Annotated in this window: 13 protein-coding genes and 1 pseudogene; 4 read left to right on the plus strand and 10 right to left on the minus strand. The window is 71.4% G+C overall.

What is annotated here, in order from left to right:
- Nucleotides 1–101: 101 nt before the first annotated feature.
- The gene (gene pepN / locus RKD20_RS28910; RefSeq protein ID WP_424880261.1) at nucleotides 102–2,696 is read right to left on the minus strand and encodes an aminopeptidase N; all 2,595 of its coding nucleotides are present in this window, start codon (nucleotides 2,694–2,696) and stop codon (nucleotides 102–104) included.
- Nucleotides 2,697–2,834: 138 nt separating this feature from the next.
- Here pepN and RKD20_RS28915 point away from each other — a divergent pair, with 138 nt between their 5' ends.
- Nucleotides 2,835–3,497, plus strand: a complete 663-nt coding sequence (locus tag RKD20_RS28915) for a DsbA family protein (RefSeq protein WP_424880262.1) — start codon at nucleotides 2,835–2,837, stop codon at nucleotides 3,495–3,497.
- Here RKD20_RS28915 and RKD20_RS28920 read toward each other — a convergent pair whose 3' ends face one another.
- From RKD20_RS28920 to RKD20_RS28930, 3 genes are read right to left on the minus strand one after another with little or no spacing between them, the layout of a single operon-like run.
- Nucleotides 3,498–3,695: a hypothetical protein gene (locus RKD20_RS28920; RefSeq protein ID WP_424880263.1), complete on the minus strand. Its 198-nt coding sequence runs from the start codon at nucleotides 3,693–3,695 to the stop codon at nucleotides 3,498–3,500.
- Between the two features lie 15 nt (nucleotides 3,696–3,710).
- Nucleotides 3,711–5,135 carry an FGGY family carbohydrate kinase gene (locus RKD20_RS28925; protein ID WP_424880264.1) on the minus strand — a complete coding sequence of 475 codons (1,425 nt, stop codon included), beginning with the start codon at nucleotides 5,133–5,135 and terminating at the stop codon, nucleotides 3,711–3,713.
- A 41-nt stretch (nucleotides 5,136–5,176) separates the two neighbouring features.
- Nucleotides 5,177–6,220 (minus strand): 2-hydroxyacid dehydrogenase, encoded by a 1,044-nt coding sequence (locus RKD20_RS28930; RefSeq protein WP_424880265.1) that lies wholly within the window; start codon nucleotides 6,218–6,220, stop codon nucleotides 5,177–5,179.
- 97 nt (nucleotides 6,221–6,317) lie between these two features.
- Between RKD20_RS28930 and RKD20_RS28935 the strand changes: the two genes are divergently transcribed.
- From RKD20_RS28935 to RKD20_RS28945, 3 genes are all read left to right on the plus strand, one after another.
- Nucleotides 6,318–7,736 carry an FGGY-family carbohydrate kinase gene (locus tag RKD20_RS28935; protein ID WP_424883347.1) on the plus strand — a complete coding sequence of 473 codons (1,419 nt, stop codon included), beginning with the start codon at nucleotides 6,318–6,320 and terminating at the stop codon, nucleotides 7,734–7,736.
- Nucleotides 7,737–7,826: 90 nt separating this feature from the next.
- The gene (locus RKD20_RS28940) at nucleotides 7,827–8,450 is read left to right on the plus strand and encodes a histidine phosphatase family protein (RefSeq protein WP_424880266.1); all 624 of its coding nucleotides are present in this window, start codon (nucleotides 7,827–7,829) and stop codon (nucleotides 8,448–8,450) included.
- A gap of 12 nt (nucleotides 8,451–8,462) precedes the next feature.
- Nucleotides 8,463–9,239, plus strand: coding sequence for an SAM-dependent methyltransferase (locus tag RKD20_RS28945; protein WP_020116407.1), 777 nt, complete (start codon nucleotides 8,463–8,465; stop codon nucleotides 9,237–9,239).
- Nucleotides 9,240–9,263: 24 nt separating this feature from the next.
- On the opposite strand, the gene RKD20_RS28950 is transcribed toward RKD20_RS28945, so the two are convergent.
- From RKD20_RS28950 to RKD20_RS28975, 6 genes and pseudogenes are all read right to left on the minus strand, one after another.
- The gene (locus RKD20_RS28950) at nucleotides 9,264–10,673 is read right to left on the minus strand and encodes an amino acid permease (RefSeq protein ID WP_424880267.1); all 1,410 of its coding nucleotides are present in this window, start codon (nucleotides 10,671–10,673) and stop codon (nucleotides 9,264–9,266) included.
- A gap of 112 nt (nucleotides 10,674–10,785) precedes the next feature.
- Nucleotides 10,786–11,682 (minus strand): TauD/TfdA dioxygenase family protein, encoded by an 897-nt coding sequence (locus RKD20_RS28955; RefSeq protein ID WP_424880268.1) that lies wholly within the window; start codon nucleotides 11,680–11,682, stop codon nucleotides 10,786–10,788.
- Between the two features lie 14 nt (nucleotides 11,683–11,696).
- Nucleotides 11,697–13,034, minus strand: coding sequence for an LLM class flavin-dependent oxidoreductase (locus tag RKD20_RS28960; RefSeq protein WP_424880269.1), 1,338 nt, complete (start codon nucleotides 13,032–13,034; stop codon nucleotides 11,697–11,699).
- Nucleotides 13,031–13,756 (minus strand): ABC transporter ATP-binding protein, encoded by a 726-nt coding sequence (locus RKD20_RS28965; protein WP_424880270.1) that lies wholly within the window; start codon nucleotides 13,754–13,756, stop codon nucleotides 13,031–13,033. Before RKD20_RS28965 ends, RKD20_RS28960 begins: the two co-directional genes overlap by 4 nt.
- Nucleotides 13,732–14,571 (minus strand): ABC transporter permease, encoded by an 840-nt coding sequence (locus RKD20_RS28970; RefSeq protein WP_424880271.1) that lies wholly within the window; start codon nucleotides 14,569–14,571, stop codon nucleotides 13,732–13,734. Before RKD20_RS28970 ends, RKD20_RS28965 begins: the two co-directional genes overlap by 25 nt.
- Nucleotides 14,568–15,636, minus strand: a pseudogene (locus tag RKD20_RS28975) (ABC transporter substrate-binding protein). The gene RKD20_RS28970 and the pseudogene RKD20_RS28975 overlap by 4 nt, the downstream one beginning before the upstream one ends.
- Between the last annotated feature and the right edge of the window lie 58 nt (nucleotides 15,637–15,694).

The raw sequence follows: 15,694 nt of genomic DNA on the forward strand, positions 1-15,694 counted from the left end.
GGGAGCGAAAACCCCTGGTCCTTTCGGGTGGGACCAGGGGTTACGGCTCCTATTGACCGTATTTCGTAACGGCTACCGGACGCCCAAGCTCAGGCCAAAGGTCACTCGGCGTTGACGGCGTTGACGGACTGCGCGTCGCATTCCTGCCCCCGCAGCGCCCGCGCCAGATCGTCCCGCCCCTCCAGCACCAGCCTGCGCAGCGCCGGCGCCGCGTCCTCGTGGGCCGCCAGCCACGCGTCGGCCGCGTTCAGCGTCGCCCGCGAGTCCTGGAGGGAGGGGAACAGCCCCGAGACGATGTTCATCGCGATCTGGATCGAGCGGTCCTTCCAGACCCGCTCGATCGCCGCGAAGTACTTCTCCGTGTACGGCTCCAGCAGGGTCCGCTGGGACGGCTGCTCGAACCCCGCGATCGTCGCCTCGGTCAGCGCGTTGGAGAGCGCGTCGGACTCCACGACCTGCGCCCACGCCTGCGCCTTGACCGCCGCGGAGGGCCGGGCGGCCAGGCAGCGGACCTGGTGGCGCTTGCCGGAAGCGGTGTCGTCGCGGGCGAGCTCGGCGGCCAGCGCCTTCTCGTCGGCGACCCCCCACATGGTCAGCGGCTGCAGGAACGCCCACCGCAGCTCCTGGTCGACGTCCAGCCCCTCGATGGCCGACGTGCCGTCCAGCAGGCCCTGCAACAGGTCGAAGGCGGCCCGGTCCGCGGCCGTCCGCGCGAAGAACCGCGCCCACGCCAACTGCTGCTCGCTGCCCGGCTCGGCGGCGAGCAGCTCCCGCTCGGCCCCCTCGGCGAGCAGCCCCGCGCCCGTGCCCCGCCACTCGGGCGCCACGTAGTGCACGAGCGCCGACTCGGCCCAGGCATGCAGCATCTGCAGGACGCCGATGTCGGACTCGCGGCCCGCGAAGCGCAGCACGATGTCCACGAACTCCCCGGCCGGGAGCAGCGCGTCCCGCGTCATGTTCCACAGCGCCGACCAGCACAGGGCGCGGGCGAGCGGGTCGGTGAGGTCGCCGAGCCCCGCCTTCAGGGTCTCCAGGGAGCCCGCGTCGAAGCGGGTCTTGCAGTACGTCAGGTCGTCGTCGTTGACCAGCACGAGCTCCGGCACCTCGGCACCGGCCAGTTCCGCCACGACCGTACGCGGCCCGTCGACGTCCGCCTCGGCACGCACGTACCGCTCCAGAGCCCCTTCGGGCGTACGGCGGTACAGGCCCACCGCCACGCGATGCGGTCGCAGCTCGGGGTGCGACTCGGCGGCCTCCTGCACGACCGCCAGCTCGTCCACGCGCCCCTCGGCGTTCAGCAGCACCTGCGGGGTGAGGGAGTTGACCCCGGCCGTCTGGAGCCAGGACCGCGCCCACGCGCCCATGTCCCGGCCGCTGGTCTCCTCCAGGACCGACAGCAGGTCGCCGAGCCGTGTGTTGCCGTACGCGTGCCGCTTGAAATAGCGTCGCGCGCCCTCCAGGAAGGCGTCCTGGCCGACGTACGCGACGAGCTGCTTCAGTACGGAGGCGCCCTTGGCGTACGTGATGCCGTCGAAGTTGAGCTTGGCGTCCTGGAGGTCGCGGATGTCGGCGGTGATGGGGTGCGTGGAGGGCAGCTGGTCGGCGCGGTAGGCCCAGGCCTTGCGGCGGTTGGCGAAGGTGATCCAGGCGTCGGTGAAGCGGGTCGCGCCGACGTTGGCGAAGGTGCCCATGAAGTCCGCGAAGGACTCCTTCAGCCACAGGTCGTCCCACCACACCATGGTGACCAGGTCGCCGAACCACATGTGCGCCATCTCGTGCAGGATGACGTTGGCCCGGCCCTCGTAGGACGCCCGGGTGACCCTGCCCCGGAAGATGTACTCCTCGCGGAAGGTCACGAGCCCCGGGTTCTCCATCGCGCCGAGGTTGTACTCGGGCACGAACGCCTGGTCGTACTTCCCGAAGGGGTACGGGTAGTCGAAGTGCTCGTGGAAGAAGTCCAGGCCCTGCTTGGTGACGAGGAAGACGTCGTCGGAGTCGAAGTGGGGGGCGAGCCCCTTGCGGCACAGGGCGCCGAGGGGGATCTCCAGGCGCGTGCCGTCCTCGAGGACCCGCTCGTAGGAATCCGTCACGTAGTGGTAGGGACCGGCCACCACACACGTGATGTACGTCGAGATCGGCTTGGTCTCCGCGAACCGCCAGACACCGTCGTGCTCCGAACCGACGCCGTTGCTCCACACCGTCCAGCCCTCCGGCGCCCGCACCTCGAAGCGGAAGGGCGCCTTGAGGTCCGGCTGCTCGAAGTTCGCGAAGACGCGGCGGGAGTCGGCCGGCTCGTACTGGGTGTAGAGGTAGACCTCGCCGTCCTCGGGGTCGACGAAGCGGTGCATGCCCTCGCCGGTGCGGGAGTAGGCGCACCGGGCGTCCACGATCAGTTCGTTCTCGGCGGCCAGGTCCTCCAGGGCGATCCGGGTGCCGTCGAAGACCTCGCCGGGGTCCAGGTCCCGGCCGTTCAGCGAGAGTGCCGTGACGCTCGGTGCGATCAGGTCCGCGAAGCTCGTGGCCCCCGGCTCGTTGCACCGGAAGCGGATCGTGGTGACCGACCGGAAGGTGCGCGGACCGTCCCCGGCCTCGTCCCCGACGGCCGAGCGCAGGTCGAGGGACACCTCGTACCCGTCGACGGACAGCAGGGCGGCCCGCTCCCGGGCCTCGTCACGGGACAGATTCTCACCGGGCACGGGCGATGCTCCCTCGGATGGGTGTTCAGCATGCGGACAGGCCCGATCCTGCCATGTGCCCCTGACATCGGTCAGCCGGGAATGGGGTGGGCGGCGACCGGTGTTGCGGGGTGAAACGAACACTTCTCTAGGAGACCCATGTCCGAGACCGCGAGCACCTCCGGCAAGACCCCCGTCGACTTCTGGTTCGACCCGCTGTGCCCCTGGGCCTGGATGACCTCCCGCTGGGTCCTGGAGGTCGAGAAGGTCCGGGACATCGAGGTGCGCTGGCACATCATGAGCCTGGCGGTGCTGAACGAACCGAAGATCGACGAACTGCCCGAGGAGTACCGCGAACTCCTTGAGACCAAGGCCTGGCAGCCGATCCGGGTGGTCACCGCGGCCTGGCAGAAGCACGGCTCCGACATCCTCGGCCCGCTGTACACCGCGCTCGGCACCCGTATCCACAACGAGGGCCAGGGCCCGACGCGCGAGGCCGTCGAGGGCGCCCTGGCGGACGTCGGCCTGCCCGCCGACCTGATCGGGTACTTCGACCAGAAGGACTTCGAGTTCGACGCCGAGCTGCGCGCCTCCCACAAGGAGGGCATCGACAAGGTCGGCCAGGACGTCGGCACCCCGGTCATCGCGGTCCCCGGCCCCGACGGCGAGCAGATCGCCTTCTTCGGCCCGGTCGTCACCCCGGCCCCCAAGGGCGAGGAGGCCGCCCGCCTGTGGGACGGCACGGTGGCGGTCGCCTCGGTCCCGGGCTTCTACGAGATCAAGCGCACCCGCACCAAGGGCCCCGACTTCAGCAACCTGTAGTCACTTCTCCGGCTTGGGGAAGGACCCCCCGTCCTTCTGGTCCCCGCGCCGCTGATACCGCAGACACCCTTCACGAGCACACCGGAAGTACGAGCCCAGGCTGGTGTGCCTGGGCTTGTGCTCCCGGACGAACTTCTGCTCGTCGTCGGTGAGCGAGCGGAACTCCTGAAGAGTCCCACCACAATTCGAGCACCGCATGAACACCGTGTACTCCTAGCGACCGGCCCGCCCCCGAGCCACATCCAACCGTCCCAAATGCTCCTCGAACCCCTTGGAGTAGTACGCGGAACGCCCCGAATCCGGCTCAACAATCGCCGTCGGCTCGGTCCACTCCCCGGCGTCAAGAGAAACCCCGTACCGCTCGGCCGCGGCCAACACGGCCCCCCGGGCCCCCACCTCCCCCTCCACGACCCTGAGCGGCCGCCCGAGCACATCCGCCAGCAGCTGCATCCAGGCAGGACTCCGGGTCCCCCCGCCGCACACCGCGAGAGCGCCCGTCAGCCCCGCCGCCTCCAGACAGTGCCGAGCGGCGTACCCGATCCCCTCACAGGTCGCCCGGATCAGATCGGCAGGCGTCGTCTCCAGAGAGACCCCGCTCAGCTCGGCCCGCAGATGGGGCTCGACAAACGGAGCCCGCTCCCCGGAGGGAGCGAAGTACGGCAGCACCCGCACCCCGTGCGCCCCCGGCGGGGTCGACGCCAGCAGCTCGTCCACCTCCGCGTGCGTGACGCCCGTCGTCGACAGCACCCAGTCCAGCGCGGCGGTCCCGACCATCGCCGGCATCGCCCGCAGCCGGTGCCCGTGCCGGTCGGTGGAGATGTACAGGCCGGCCGGCTCACCGCTCAGATCGAGCTCGGTCGTGGCGACCAGCGCCGCGAGACAGGTCCCCACGATCAGAAGACCGTCCCCGGGCTCGGTGACCCCCGCCCCCAGCGCACAGGCCGGCAGGTCGTACGGCCCGTTCGAGAGCCGCGTCCCGGACGGCAGCCCTTCCCGCGCCTCGCCCGTGGTGATCGGATCCCCGACGGGCGGCAGCAGCCGCCGGCGATGGGTGAGCCCAAGGAGCTCCACCACCCGGTTGTCGTACGACCGGGCCCGCGGGTCGAGGAAGGGCATGGACGCGTCCGACACGTCCGTCCTCGCCCGCGCGGCCCCCGTGAGCCGCTGGAAGACCATGTCCTTGCAGTACACGGCGGCCGCGGCGGCGTCCAGGGACTTCGGGTCGTACCGGTCCAGCCAGGCCAGCAGGGGTCCCGGCGAGCCCGGGAACATCGCGCCGCCGGTCCGCCGGAACACCGTCTCGAACGTGCCGTCCGCGAGCCACTGGTCGAGCAGTTCGTGCGCCCGCCCGTCCATCCAGGACAGCGCCGACCGCACCGGACGCCCTTCCCCGTCGACCAGCCACACCCCGTCGCCCTGCCCGGTCAGCCCGGCCAGCTCCACCGGCCCCGGCACCCGCCCGGTCAGCTTGCCGAGGACGTCGACGACGGCGCCGTAGACCTCGTCCATGTCCTGCTCGACGAACCCGCCGTGCAGGGAGAGCTCCACCGGGCGTGACTCGACGGCCAGTTGACGGCCCCCGCCGTCGAAGGCGGCGGCCTTGACGACGGACGTGCCCACATCGATACCGACGTACATACGGATTCCCTCCTACGCCCTCCTACGACCGACCACGACCGTCACGTCAAGCAGTGCGCCAACGGCTCCCCCCGCGCCCAGCGGCCCACCTCGGCCGCCGCGATCCTCGCCGCCTTCTCGGCCACCGCCCGGCTCGCCCCGCCGAGGTGGGGGGTCAGGACGACCCGGTCGGCCAGGGCGTGCAGCCGGGAGTCCGCGGGCAGCGGTTCGAGCTCGTAGGTGTCGAGGGCGGCCGCCGACAGCCGGCCGCTCTCCAGGGCGTCGCACAGGGCGGACTCGTCGATCAGCGGGCCGCGGGCCACGTTCACCACGACCGACCCCTCGGGCAGCAGCCCCAGCTCCCGGGCGCCGATCAGACCACGGGTCTCGGAGGTGAGCCGGGCGTGCAGGGTGATGACACGGGACCGGGCGAGGAGGTGGTCGAGGGAGTGCACCCGCAGACCGTGGATCTCGCCGCGCACATAGGGGTCGTACACCATGACCTGCGCCCCGAACGCGCACAGCACGCGTGCCACCCGGCTGCCCACGGCCCCGTAGCCGACGAGCCCGACGGGCAGGTCCTCCAGTTCGAGGCCGCTGTGCTCGTACGTGTAGTAGGCGGCGCCGCCCTCCCAACTGCCCTGTCCGGCAAGGAGGTCGTGGGCCTGCGGGATGCGGCGCACGGCGGCCAGCAGCATGCCGACGGTGAACTCCGCGGTGGCGGCGGCGTTGCGGCCGGGCGCGAAGCACACCCGCACGTCACGGGCCTTGGCCGCGTCGAGGTTCACGTTGACCGGGCCGCCCCGGCACACGACGACCAGCCGCAGGCTGTCGGCGGCGTTCAGCACCCGCTCGGTGACCGGGCCCATCTGGGTGACGAGGACCTCCGCGCCGTCCAGCGCCTCGATCAGCTCGTCCTCGGCGTCGCTCGCCTCCGTCACCTCCGAGACGGGCCCGAAGGGCTCCAGGGGCCAGCCGAGCGTCACCTCCTTCGTCTGCGCGCTGATGCCGCCCAGCTCGGCCTCGACGGCCCCGGCGATCAGCCCCGGCAGGACGAAGTGGTCGCCGGCCGCCACGACACGTACGGGATCGGTCCTCTGGGTCATCGTCGACCTCCGGATCGTCGCTTCACTGAGACGATGTTGAGCCGCGAGTCCCGGGTACGCATAGACCCCGTGCGGGTGGGAGGCTCCGATGACAGGGATGACGGACGAGAACGAGACGGCGTGGCTGGGGATCGACCTCGGCACGCAGAGCGTGCGCGCGCTGGCGGTCACGGCCGACGGAACCGTGCTGGGCCAGGGGTCCGCCCCGCTCGGCGGCATGCGTGAGGGCGTGCGGCACGAGCAGGATCCGGGTCAGTGGTGGGAGGCGGTGCGCACGGCGTCCCGTTCCGCGCTTCTCACCCTGACGGGTGTACGGATCGGCGGACTCGCGGTGTGCGGGACGTCGGGGACGGTGCTGCTGACCGACCCGGAGGGCCGGCCGACGAGCCCGGCGCTCATGTACGACGACGCACGCGCGGCGGACGAGGCGGCCCGGCTGCGTGCGGCGGGACTCGCGGTACAGGACACGTGGGCGCTGCCGAAGGCGCTGTGGCTGATGCGGGAGTACGGCGGACAGGGCGGCCGGGTCACCCACCAACCCGACGTCGTCACCGCACACCTGGTCGGCCGCCCGGTGCCCACCGACTCCAGCCACGCCCTCAAGACGGGCTACGACGTCGAGCGCGGCGCCTGGCCGGAAGTCGCCCTGGACCTTCCCGAGGTCGTTCTGCCCGGCACCCGGCTCGGCGAGGTCTGCGCGGCCGCCGCGGAGGCGACCGGCATCCCCGGCGGCACGCCTGTCGTCGCCGGGATGACCGACGGCTGCGCGGCCCAGATCGCCGCGGGTGCCCTGCGGCACGGGTCCTGGAACTCGGTGCTCGGCACCACCCTCGTACTGAAGGGGGCCACCCCGGACCCGGTGCGGGACCCGAGCGGCGTGGTCTACAACCACCGTGCGCCGGGCGGCACCTGGCTGCCCGGCGGGGCGTCGAGCGTGGGCGCGGGGGCGCTCCCGACGGACCTGGACCCCGGGGCCATGGACGAACGGGCGGCCGCGTACGAGCCGTCCGGCGCGTTGGCCTACCCGCTGGTGTCGCGGGGGGAGCGGTTCCCCTTCCGCGCGCCGGACGCCACCGCCCTCCTCCTCGGCACCCCCGCCGACGACGCCGACCGCTGGGCCGGGCTCCTCCAGGGCGTCGGGTTCGCGGAACGCCTCTGCCGCGACTACCTGCACCACCTGGGCGCCCCGCTCGACGGCCCCCTCACCTTCACCGGCGGCGCGGCCCGCAGCTCCTACTGGAACCAGCTCCGCGCCGACATCCTCGGCCGCCCGGCCCGCGTACCCGAACAGACCGAACCGGCCCTGGGAATGGCGGCGTTGGCGGCCCACGGCGTCACCGGGGAGCCCTTGCCGGACCTCGCGGAGCGCATGGTCCGCATCCGCACGGTCCTCGAACCACGCCCCGGCCGCACGGCCCTGTTCGCCGAGCCCTACGCCCGCCTCATCGACGAACTCACGAAGCGGGGCTGGCTCCCGACCCCGGTAGCGGCACACGCACACAGCCGACTGAACTGAGAAAACCAGCCTGGACACCCACCTACCTAGGGGCGCGGGGAACTGCGCGACCAGCCACGACGGCGCCGCACTCGAAGACGGGACCCAGACATGAGCACCACCCTCCTGCTGACCCGCCACGGGCAGACCATCTGGCATGCCGAGAACCGCTACGCGGGCGTGAGCGACATCGGGCTCACCGACGAGGGGCGGGCCCAGGCGGCGGCGCTCGGGCGGTGGGCCGGAGTACACCGCCCCGACGCGATCTGGACGTCACCCCTGTCGCGGGCGATCGCCACCGCCGACCCGGCCTGCCGTGCCCTCGGCGTCTCCCCGCACCGCGAACCCGGCCTGAGGGAGTGCGACTTCGGGGTGGTGGAGGGCCGTACCCTCGCGGAGTTCGCCGCGGAGGTGCCCGACGCCGCCGAGGCCTTCCGCGCGGACCCGGTGGCCTACCCCTTCCCCGGCGCGGAGGACCCGGCGGCGGCCGCAGCCCGGGGCACGCAGGCCCTGCGCACCATCGCCGCCGCCCACCCCGGCGAGCGCGTCCTCGTCGTCGCCCACAACACCCTGCTGCGGCTGACGCTGTGCGCGCTGCTGTCGATCCCGCTCAGGGAGTACCGCAGAGTGTTCCCGCGGTTGCGCAACGCGGCGATCACCGAACTCCGCCTCGACAAGCACGGATCCGCCGCACTTCTCTCCCTCAATGTGCCGTGCGAGCAGGACCGGTCGTAGCACGATAGGAACATGACGGAGATCGACACCTCGGTGCCGCATTCGGCCCGGATCTGGAACTACTGGCTCGGCGGCAAGGACAACTACCCCGTCGACGAAGCGGCCGGCGACGCCTACACGGCCGTCTTCCCCGGCATCGTCACGATCGCCCGCAGCAGCCGCGCCTTTCTCGGCCGCAGCATCCGGTACCTCGTCGAGGAGGCGGGCGTCCGCCAGTTCCTGGACGTCGGCACCGGGCTGCCCACGGTCGACAACACCCACGAGGTCGCCCAGCGCAGCGCCCCCGAATCGAAGATCGTCTACGTCGACAACGACCCGCTGGTCCTCGCCCACGCCCGCGCCCTGCTCACCTCCACCCCGGAGGGCGAGACGGCGTACGAGGACCTGACGCTCTACGAGCCGGAGAAGATCCTGGAGGCCGCCTCCCGGACCCTCGACCTCACCCGCCCCACGGCCCTGATCCTCAGCGGCATCCTCGGCCATGTCGGCGACTACGACCTTGCCCGCGAGCTGGTCGGCCGACTGGTGGCGGGCCTGCCCTCCGGCAGCTACCTGTGCATCAACGACGGCTCCCGCGGCACCGACCCGGACTACGAGCACGCCCAGGACGCCTACAACGAGACCGGCGCGGTGCCCTACTTCCTGCGTCCGGTGGACAAGATCGAGGCGTTCTTCGAGGGCCTGGAGCTGGTGGACCCGGGCGTCGTGTCGGTCCCGCTGTGGCGCCCGGACGGCGACACGGTCCCGGCCCCGATCGGCCAGCACGGCGGCCTGGCCCGCAAGGCCTGACCGCACCCGGGAAGCCCCCGCGAGTCACGTCCTCGCGGGGGCTTTCGCCCGCCGCCCGGCGCGCGCCTTCTGCCACGCGTGTCCCGCACCCGCCAGGACCAGAGTCAGGCCGCCCGTCCAGTACAGCTGCACCCGCGTGCCAGGCTCCCGGGCCATCAGGACGAGGATCGCCGCCATGCCGGCCAGGGCGACCCAGGTCAGGTACGGGAAGGCCCACATGCGCACGGTCAGCCGCTCGGCGGCCTCGCGTTCCAGCGCGCGGCGCAGCCGCAGCTGGGATACGGCGATGAAGGCCCAGACGACCAGGATGACCGCGCCGATCATGTTGAGGAGCCACGAGAAGACGTCGTCGGGGCGCCAGTGGCTGAGGACCACGCAGACGAAGCCGAAGACGCTGGAGGCGAGGACCGCGAGGCGGGGGACACCGCCGTGGACGCGGCCCAGGGCGCCGGGGCCGAGGCCCCGCTCGACCAGGGAGTAGGCGATGCGGGAGGAGCCGTAGACGTTGGCGTTCATCGCGGAGAGGAGGGCGACGAGGACGACCACGTTCATGAGCCGGCCCGCTCCCGGGATGCCCAGTTCGTCGAGGGCGGCGACGTACGGCCCCTTCTCCACGACCGCCCGCGCGTCCCACGGGACCAGGGTGACGATGACCGCCATCGAGCCGACGTAGAACAGCGCGATGCGCCACATCGCCGTACGGACCGCGCTCGCCACCCCGCGCACCGGGTCCTCCGACTCGGCGGCCGCGATGGTGACCGTCTCCAGGCCGCCGTACGCGAAGACAGAGGCGAGCAGGCCGACGACCAGGCCCTCGCCGCCGCCCGGGAAGAAGCCCCCTCGGCCGGTGAGGTTCGCGGTGCCCGGCGCGTCCGTACCGGGCAGGACGCCGGCGATCGCCAGCACTCCGAGGATCAGGAACAGGGCGATCGCGGCCACCTTGAGGGCCGCGAACCAGAACTCGAACTCGCCGAAGTTCTTCACCGCGGCCAGGTTCGTGCCGCAGAAGACCAGCATGAACAGCGCCACCCAGGCCCACTCGGGGGTCCCCGGGAGCCAGCCGGTCACGATCTTCGCGGCGCCGATGCCCTCCAGTCCCACGGCCGTGCACAGCAGGATCCAGAAGGACCAGCCGACGGTGAAGCCCGCCCAGGGGCCGAACGCCCGCTCGGCGTGCGCGGAGAAGGAGCCGGAGGAGGGGTGTGCGGCCGACAGCTCGCCGAGCATCCGCATCACCAGCATCACGAGGAGACCGGAGAGCGTGTAGGCGAGGACGATCGACGGGCCGGCGGCGGCGATCCCCGCGCCGGATCCGACGAACAGTCCGGCGCCGATCACTCCGCCGAGGGCGATCATCGACAGGTGGCGCTGCTTGAGGCCATGGGTCAGGGAGGCGTCGGACCCTTGTGGGGTCTTGACGGTGGTGCTGGGCATGGGCGGGTTCGTCCAGTGCGTGAGACGGGCAAAAACGCCCACAGTCTGGGTGGTCTCCCCTGGTCAGAGGGGAGACCGCCCACGATGCGGACCCGTCCGGGACTGACGGTGACTACGCGGCTACGGCGGTGTAGGGCGAGGCGTCGCCCTGGATCGAGTAGCTCTCCTTGCCCTCGATGCCCACCGGGACGTCCCCGGCTACGGTCACCCGGTGCAGCCGGCGCGGCAGACCGTCGTAGTTGTCGACGGCGTAGTGCTGGGTGATCCGGTTGTCGAACAGGACGAGCTGGTTCTCCGACCAGCGGTGGCGCAGCAGGTTCTCCGGGCGGGTCACGTACGACTGGAGCAGATCGAGGAGCTTGCGGGACTCGCCCGTCGACAGGCCCACGATCCGCTGCGCGAACCCGCCGATGAACAGCCCCCGTTCACCGGTCAGCGGGTGGACGCGGACCACGGGGTGGGCCGTGCGGAACTTGATGGACGTGAACTGGGCGCGCCGGGCTGCCTGTTCCTCGTCCAGCGTCTCCTCCGGTACGGCGTAGTCGTAGTCGTTGGTGTGCTCGGCCCACAGGTCGTCGGCGAGGCGCCTGAGGGGCTCCGGCAGATCCCGGTAGGCGGCCGCCGAGTTGGCGATCAGGGTCTCGCCGCCGTACGGCGGGACCGTCAGGCTGCGCAGGGTGCTGGCCTGGGGCGGGTTGAGGACGAAGGTGACGTCGGTGTGCCAGTGGTTGGCGGCACGGCCTCCCTCGCTGTCGACGGGCAGGACGTTCGGGGCGCCGTCGACGGCGGGCACGGTCGGATGGGCGGTGGTGAGTTCGCCGAAGTGCCGGGCGAAGGCCTGCTGGCCCTCGTCGTCGAGGTGCACGTCGCTGAAGACCAGCGCCTTGTGGGTGTTGAGGGCGTCACGAAGAGCCGTGGCCGTCTCCTCGTCGAGCGGCTTGGCTAGGTCGACGCCGAAGACCTGGGCGCCGATGTTCGCGGTGACCTTGCGGATCTCGATACCGGACATGGGAGGGGTCCTTCCTAGACGTAGGCGGGCTGGACGTGCTGGTTGGCGGGGCGGGGAAGGCCGTAGCGCTCCCGCAGGGTCCGGCGCGGGCCGTATTCCGTGCGGAGCAGGCCGCGGCTGCGCAGGATCGGGACGACGTGGTCGACGAAGGCGTCCAGGCCCGAGGGGAGCACCGCGGGCATGATGTTGAAGCCGTCGGCGGCACCCTGCGTGAACCACGTCTCGATGGCGTCGGCGACCTGCTCGGGCGTGCCGGCGAAGGTGAGATGACCGCGCCCGCCGCCGAGCCGTCCGATCAGCTGCCGCACGGTGAGCCGGTCACGCCGGGCCAGCTCCACGACCAGCGTGTAGCGGCTCTTGGCACCCTCGACGGCGGACTCGGGCGGCAGGTCGGCGGGCAGCTGCCCGTCCAACTCAAGGGTGCCCACGGGCAGTTGCAGCAGCCGCTCAAGGTTCGCCACCCCGTGCCGGTGCACGATGTGGTCCTCCAGCTCCTGTTCCCTCGCGAGCGCCTCGGCCTCGGTGGCGCCGATGACGGGGACGATGCCGGGCAGCACCTTGATGTGCTCGGGGTCGCGACCCGCTCTTGAGGTCCGTGCCTTGAGGTCGGCGTAGAAGGCCCGCGCGTCCTCGACGGTCTGCTGGGCGGTGAACACGGCCTCCGCGTACCGGGACGCGAACTCCTTGCCGTCCTCACTGGAACCCGCCTGGACGAGCAGCGGGTAACCCTGGGGTGTGCGGGGCACGTTGAGGGCGCCCTCGACGCTGAAGTACGTCCCCCGGTGGCGGGGCGGGTGGATCTTCGCGTCGTCGCCCCAGACGCCGGCCGCCTTGTCGCCGACGATCGCGTCGTCCTCCCAGCTGTCCCACAGCTTGAGGGCCACGTCGAGGAACTCGGCGGCTCTCGCGTACCGCTCGGCGTGCGCCGGCTCCGCGTCCAGACCGAAGTTGCGGGCGGCCTCCGCGCCGGCCGTGGTGACGATGTTCCAGCCCGCCCGGCCGCCGCTGATGATGTCCAGCGAGGCGAACTTCCGGGCCAGGTTGTAGGGCGAGTTGTAGGACGTGGAGGCGGTCGCGATCAGCCCGATGTGCTCGGTGGCCGTCGCCAGCGCGGTCAGCAGGGTGAGGGGTTCCAGCGCACCGGCGGGCCGCTGGGCGAGGCTGCTCCACAGCTGCGGTCCGTCGGCGAGGAAGAGCGAGTCGAAGGTCCCGCGCTCCGCGATCCGGGCGAGGTGAACGTAGTGGTCGAGGGAGACGTGCGCGAAGGGGTCGCTCTCGGGCAGCCGCCAGGAGGCCTCGTGGTGGCCGGTGGTCATCAGGAACGCGTTGAGGTGGAGCTGTCGTGCGGTCATGCGTGGTCCTCCGTGACGCCGAGCGCGGTCAGCAGTCGTTCGCGGTACTCGCCCAGCAGGGGATCCCGGTAGGAACGCGGGTGCGGACGGTCGATGGTCAGGTCGAGGCCGATACGGCCCTCTTCGAGTACGAGCACCCGGTCGGCGAGCACGATCGCCTCGTCCACGTCGTGGGTGACGAGCAGGACGGACGGCTGGTGGCGTTTCCACAGCTCCCGCAGCAGCGCGTGCATCCTGATGCGCGTCAACGCGTCCAGGGCGCCGAACGGCTCGTCGGCCAGCAGGAGTTCGGGTTCGCGGACCAGCGAGCGGGCGAGAGCGGCGCGCTGGGCCTCGCCGCCGGACAGTTCGCTCGGCCAGGCGCGTTCGCGGCCGGCGAGACCCACCTCGGCCAACGCCTCCCGTCCCCTGTCCTCGCCGTCCGTGCCCAGCAGGACGTTGTCCAGCACCCGCCGCCAGGGCAGCAGCCGGGAGTCCTGGAAGACCACGGACACCCTTTCGGGGGCGGTCAGCCGCCCGCTGCCCACCACCTCGTGGTCCAGCCCCGCCACCGCCCGCAGCAGCGTGCTCTTGCCGGAGCCGCTGTGCCCGAGCAGGGCGACGAACTGTCCGGCCGGGATGTCGAGGTCGACGCCGTCGAGGACCGTACGCCCACCGAACGACCGGGTCAGGCCCCGCAGTCGTACGGCCGGCCGGGTCAGCTGCTCAGTGTGCGGCGCCATGACAGCACCCTCCGTTCGACGAGACGGACCGCGCTGTCGGAGACCAGGCCGAAGACGCCGTAGACGACGAGACCGACGAGGATCACATCGCTCTGGCCGTAGTTCTGGGCCTGGAACATCAGGTAGCCGAGTCCGCTGGTGGCGTTGATCTGCTCCAGGACGACCAGGCCCAGCCAGGAGCCGGTGACACCGAGCCGGAGTCCCACGAAGAATCCGGGCAGCGCGCCGGGGATGACGATCTGCCGTACGAAGGCGAACCTCGACAGGCCCTGGACCTCGGCGAGTTCGACGTAGCGGTGGTCGATGCCGGCCAGGGCGGCATGGGTGTTCAGATAGATCGGGATGTAGACGACGATCGCGATGATGGCGACCTTGAAGGACTCGCCGATGCCCAGCCAGAGGATGAACAGCGGGATCAGACCGAGGGTGGGGATCGCCCGGTTGAGGTTCACCGTCCCGTCGATCAGCGCCTCGCCGGTCCGGCTGAGCCCGGCCGCCAGGGCCAGCAGGACACCGGCCCCGAGACCGATCGCGAAGCCGGACGCGGCTCGCCCGAGCGAGGTCAGGATGTCGGTGGGCAGCGTTCCGGCGGTCCACAGATGGGCGCCGGTCCGCACCACCGTCCAGGGCGCCGGGACCGCGGCCGGATCGAGGCGTCCCGCGGCGGAGGCGGCGGCCCACAGGGCGAGCAGGAGGACCGGCCCGACGAGCCGGGCCGCGGGCAGTCGCCGGCCGGGGGAGAGCCGGCGGCGCCTGCGAACCTCCGTGCTCACCTCGTGAGCGGCGACGGCGACCGTCGTGGTCACGGCGCTCACCGCTGGTACTCCGCCGGTACGGACTTCGCGGCGATGCCCTCGAAGCGGTGGTCGAACAGCTCGCCCACGTCGAACTTCTTCACGAAGCCGCCCTCCGCCAGCAGATCCGCGGTCTCCTGCTCCCACTTGATCGCCTCGTCCCAACTCGGCGGAAACAGGGGCTTGTTGGCGAGTGCGGTGACGGACTTCGCCTGGTCGGCGGTCAGGTTCTGCGTCTTGACGTAGAACTCCTCGTTCCAGATGTCGGGGGTGCTCGTACGTCCACACCTGGCCCCTGGCCCAGTACGGGATGTAGGCGGCGACCGCGGCGGCCTTCGCGCGGTCGCCCAGCACGGAGGTCGGCGCCCACAGCAGGTTGAGCAGGTCGACCACGTCGGTGGTGATGGCGTGGGCGCCCTTGGCCTCGTACTGCTGGAGGTAGGCGGGCGCCTGGCTGTTGGCGAGCGGGGCCACGTCCACCTGGCCGGACTGCAGGGCCGTGAGGAACTGGTTGCTGGTGAGCGGGACCAGCTTCACCTCGTCGTAGGCGAGCCCGGCCTTCTTCAACGCCCGTAGCAGGACCACTCCTTGGGCCTGCCCCTGCGAGAACGCGAGCTTCTTCCCCCTGAAGTCCTCGACCGTGCGTATGTCGCTGCCGGGCTTGGTGGCGAAGAGGTAGTTCGGCTTGCGGGTGATGTTGATCGCGACGATCTTCGCGTCGAATCCCTGGAAATGCGCCTGGATCGGCGGGATTCCCGCGTTGTTGGCGACGTCGAGGGAGCCGGAACGGAAGGCGTTGATGACATCCGGGCCGGCGCTGATATTGGCCCAGCTCGTCACCTTGAACGGAGGATCACCCAACCTGCCGAGTTTCAGTTGTAGTTGCTGGGTGCCGGAGTACGAGGCGATCTTCAGGCTCGTGCCGGCCGGGACCTTGGCGGCGAGCGGGGCGGACAGGTCGTCCTCGCCGGCCGCGGCGGCACTGCTGCCTGCGCAGCCGCTGAGGCCGGCGACACCGGCCGCGGCGCCGAGAACCGAGGAGAGGAACAGCCGCCGGTCGATGCCGGACGTGCGGGAATAGGGCATGGGAATGCTCCCTGAATCAGTGCAGGAGAAAGTCACGGAGAAATGCGTTCACGCAGGG

The organism is Streptomyces sp. SLBN-8D4 (genome assembly GCF_049739545.1).
In the GTDB taxonomy this organism is placed as follows: domain Bacteria; phylum Actinomycetota; class Actinomycetes; order Streptomycetales; family Streptomycetaceae; genus Streptomyces; species Streptomyces canus_C.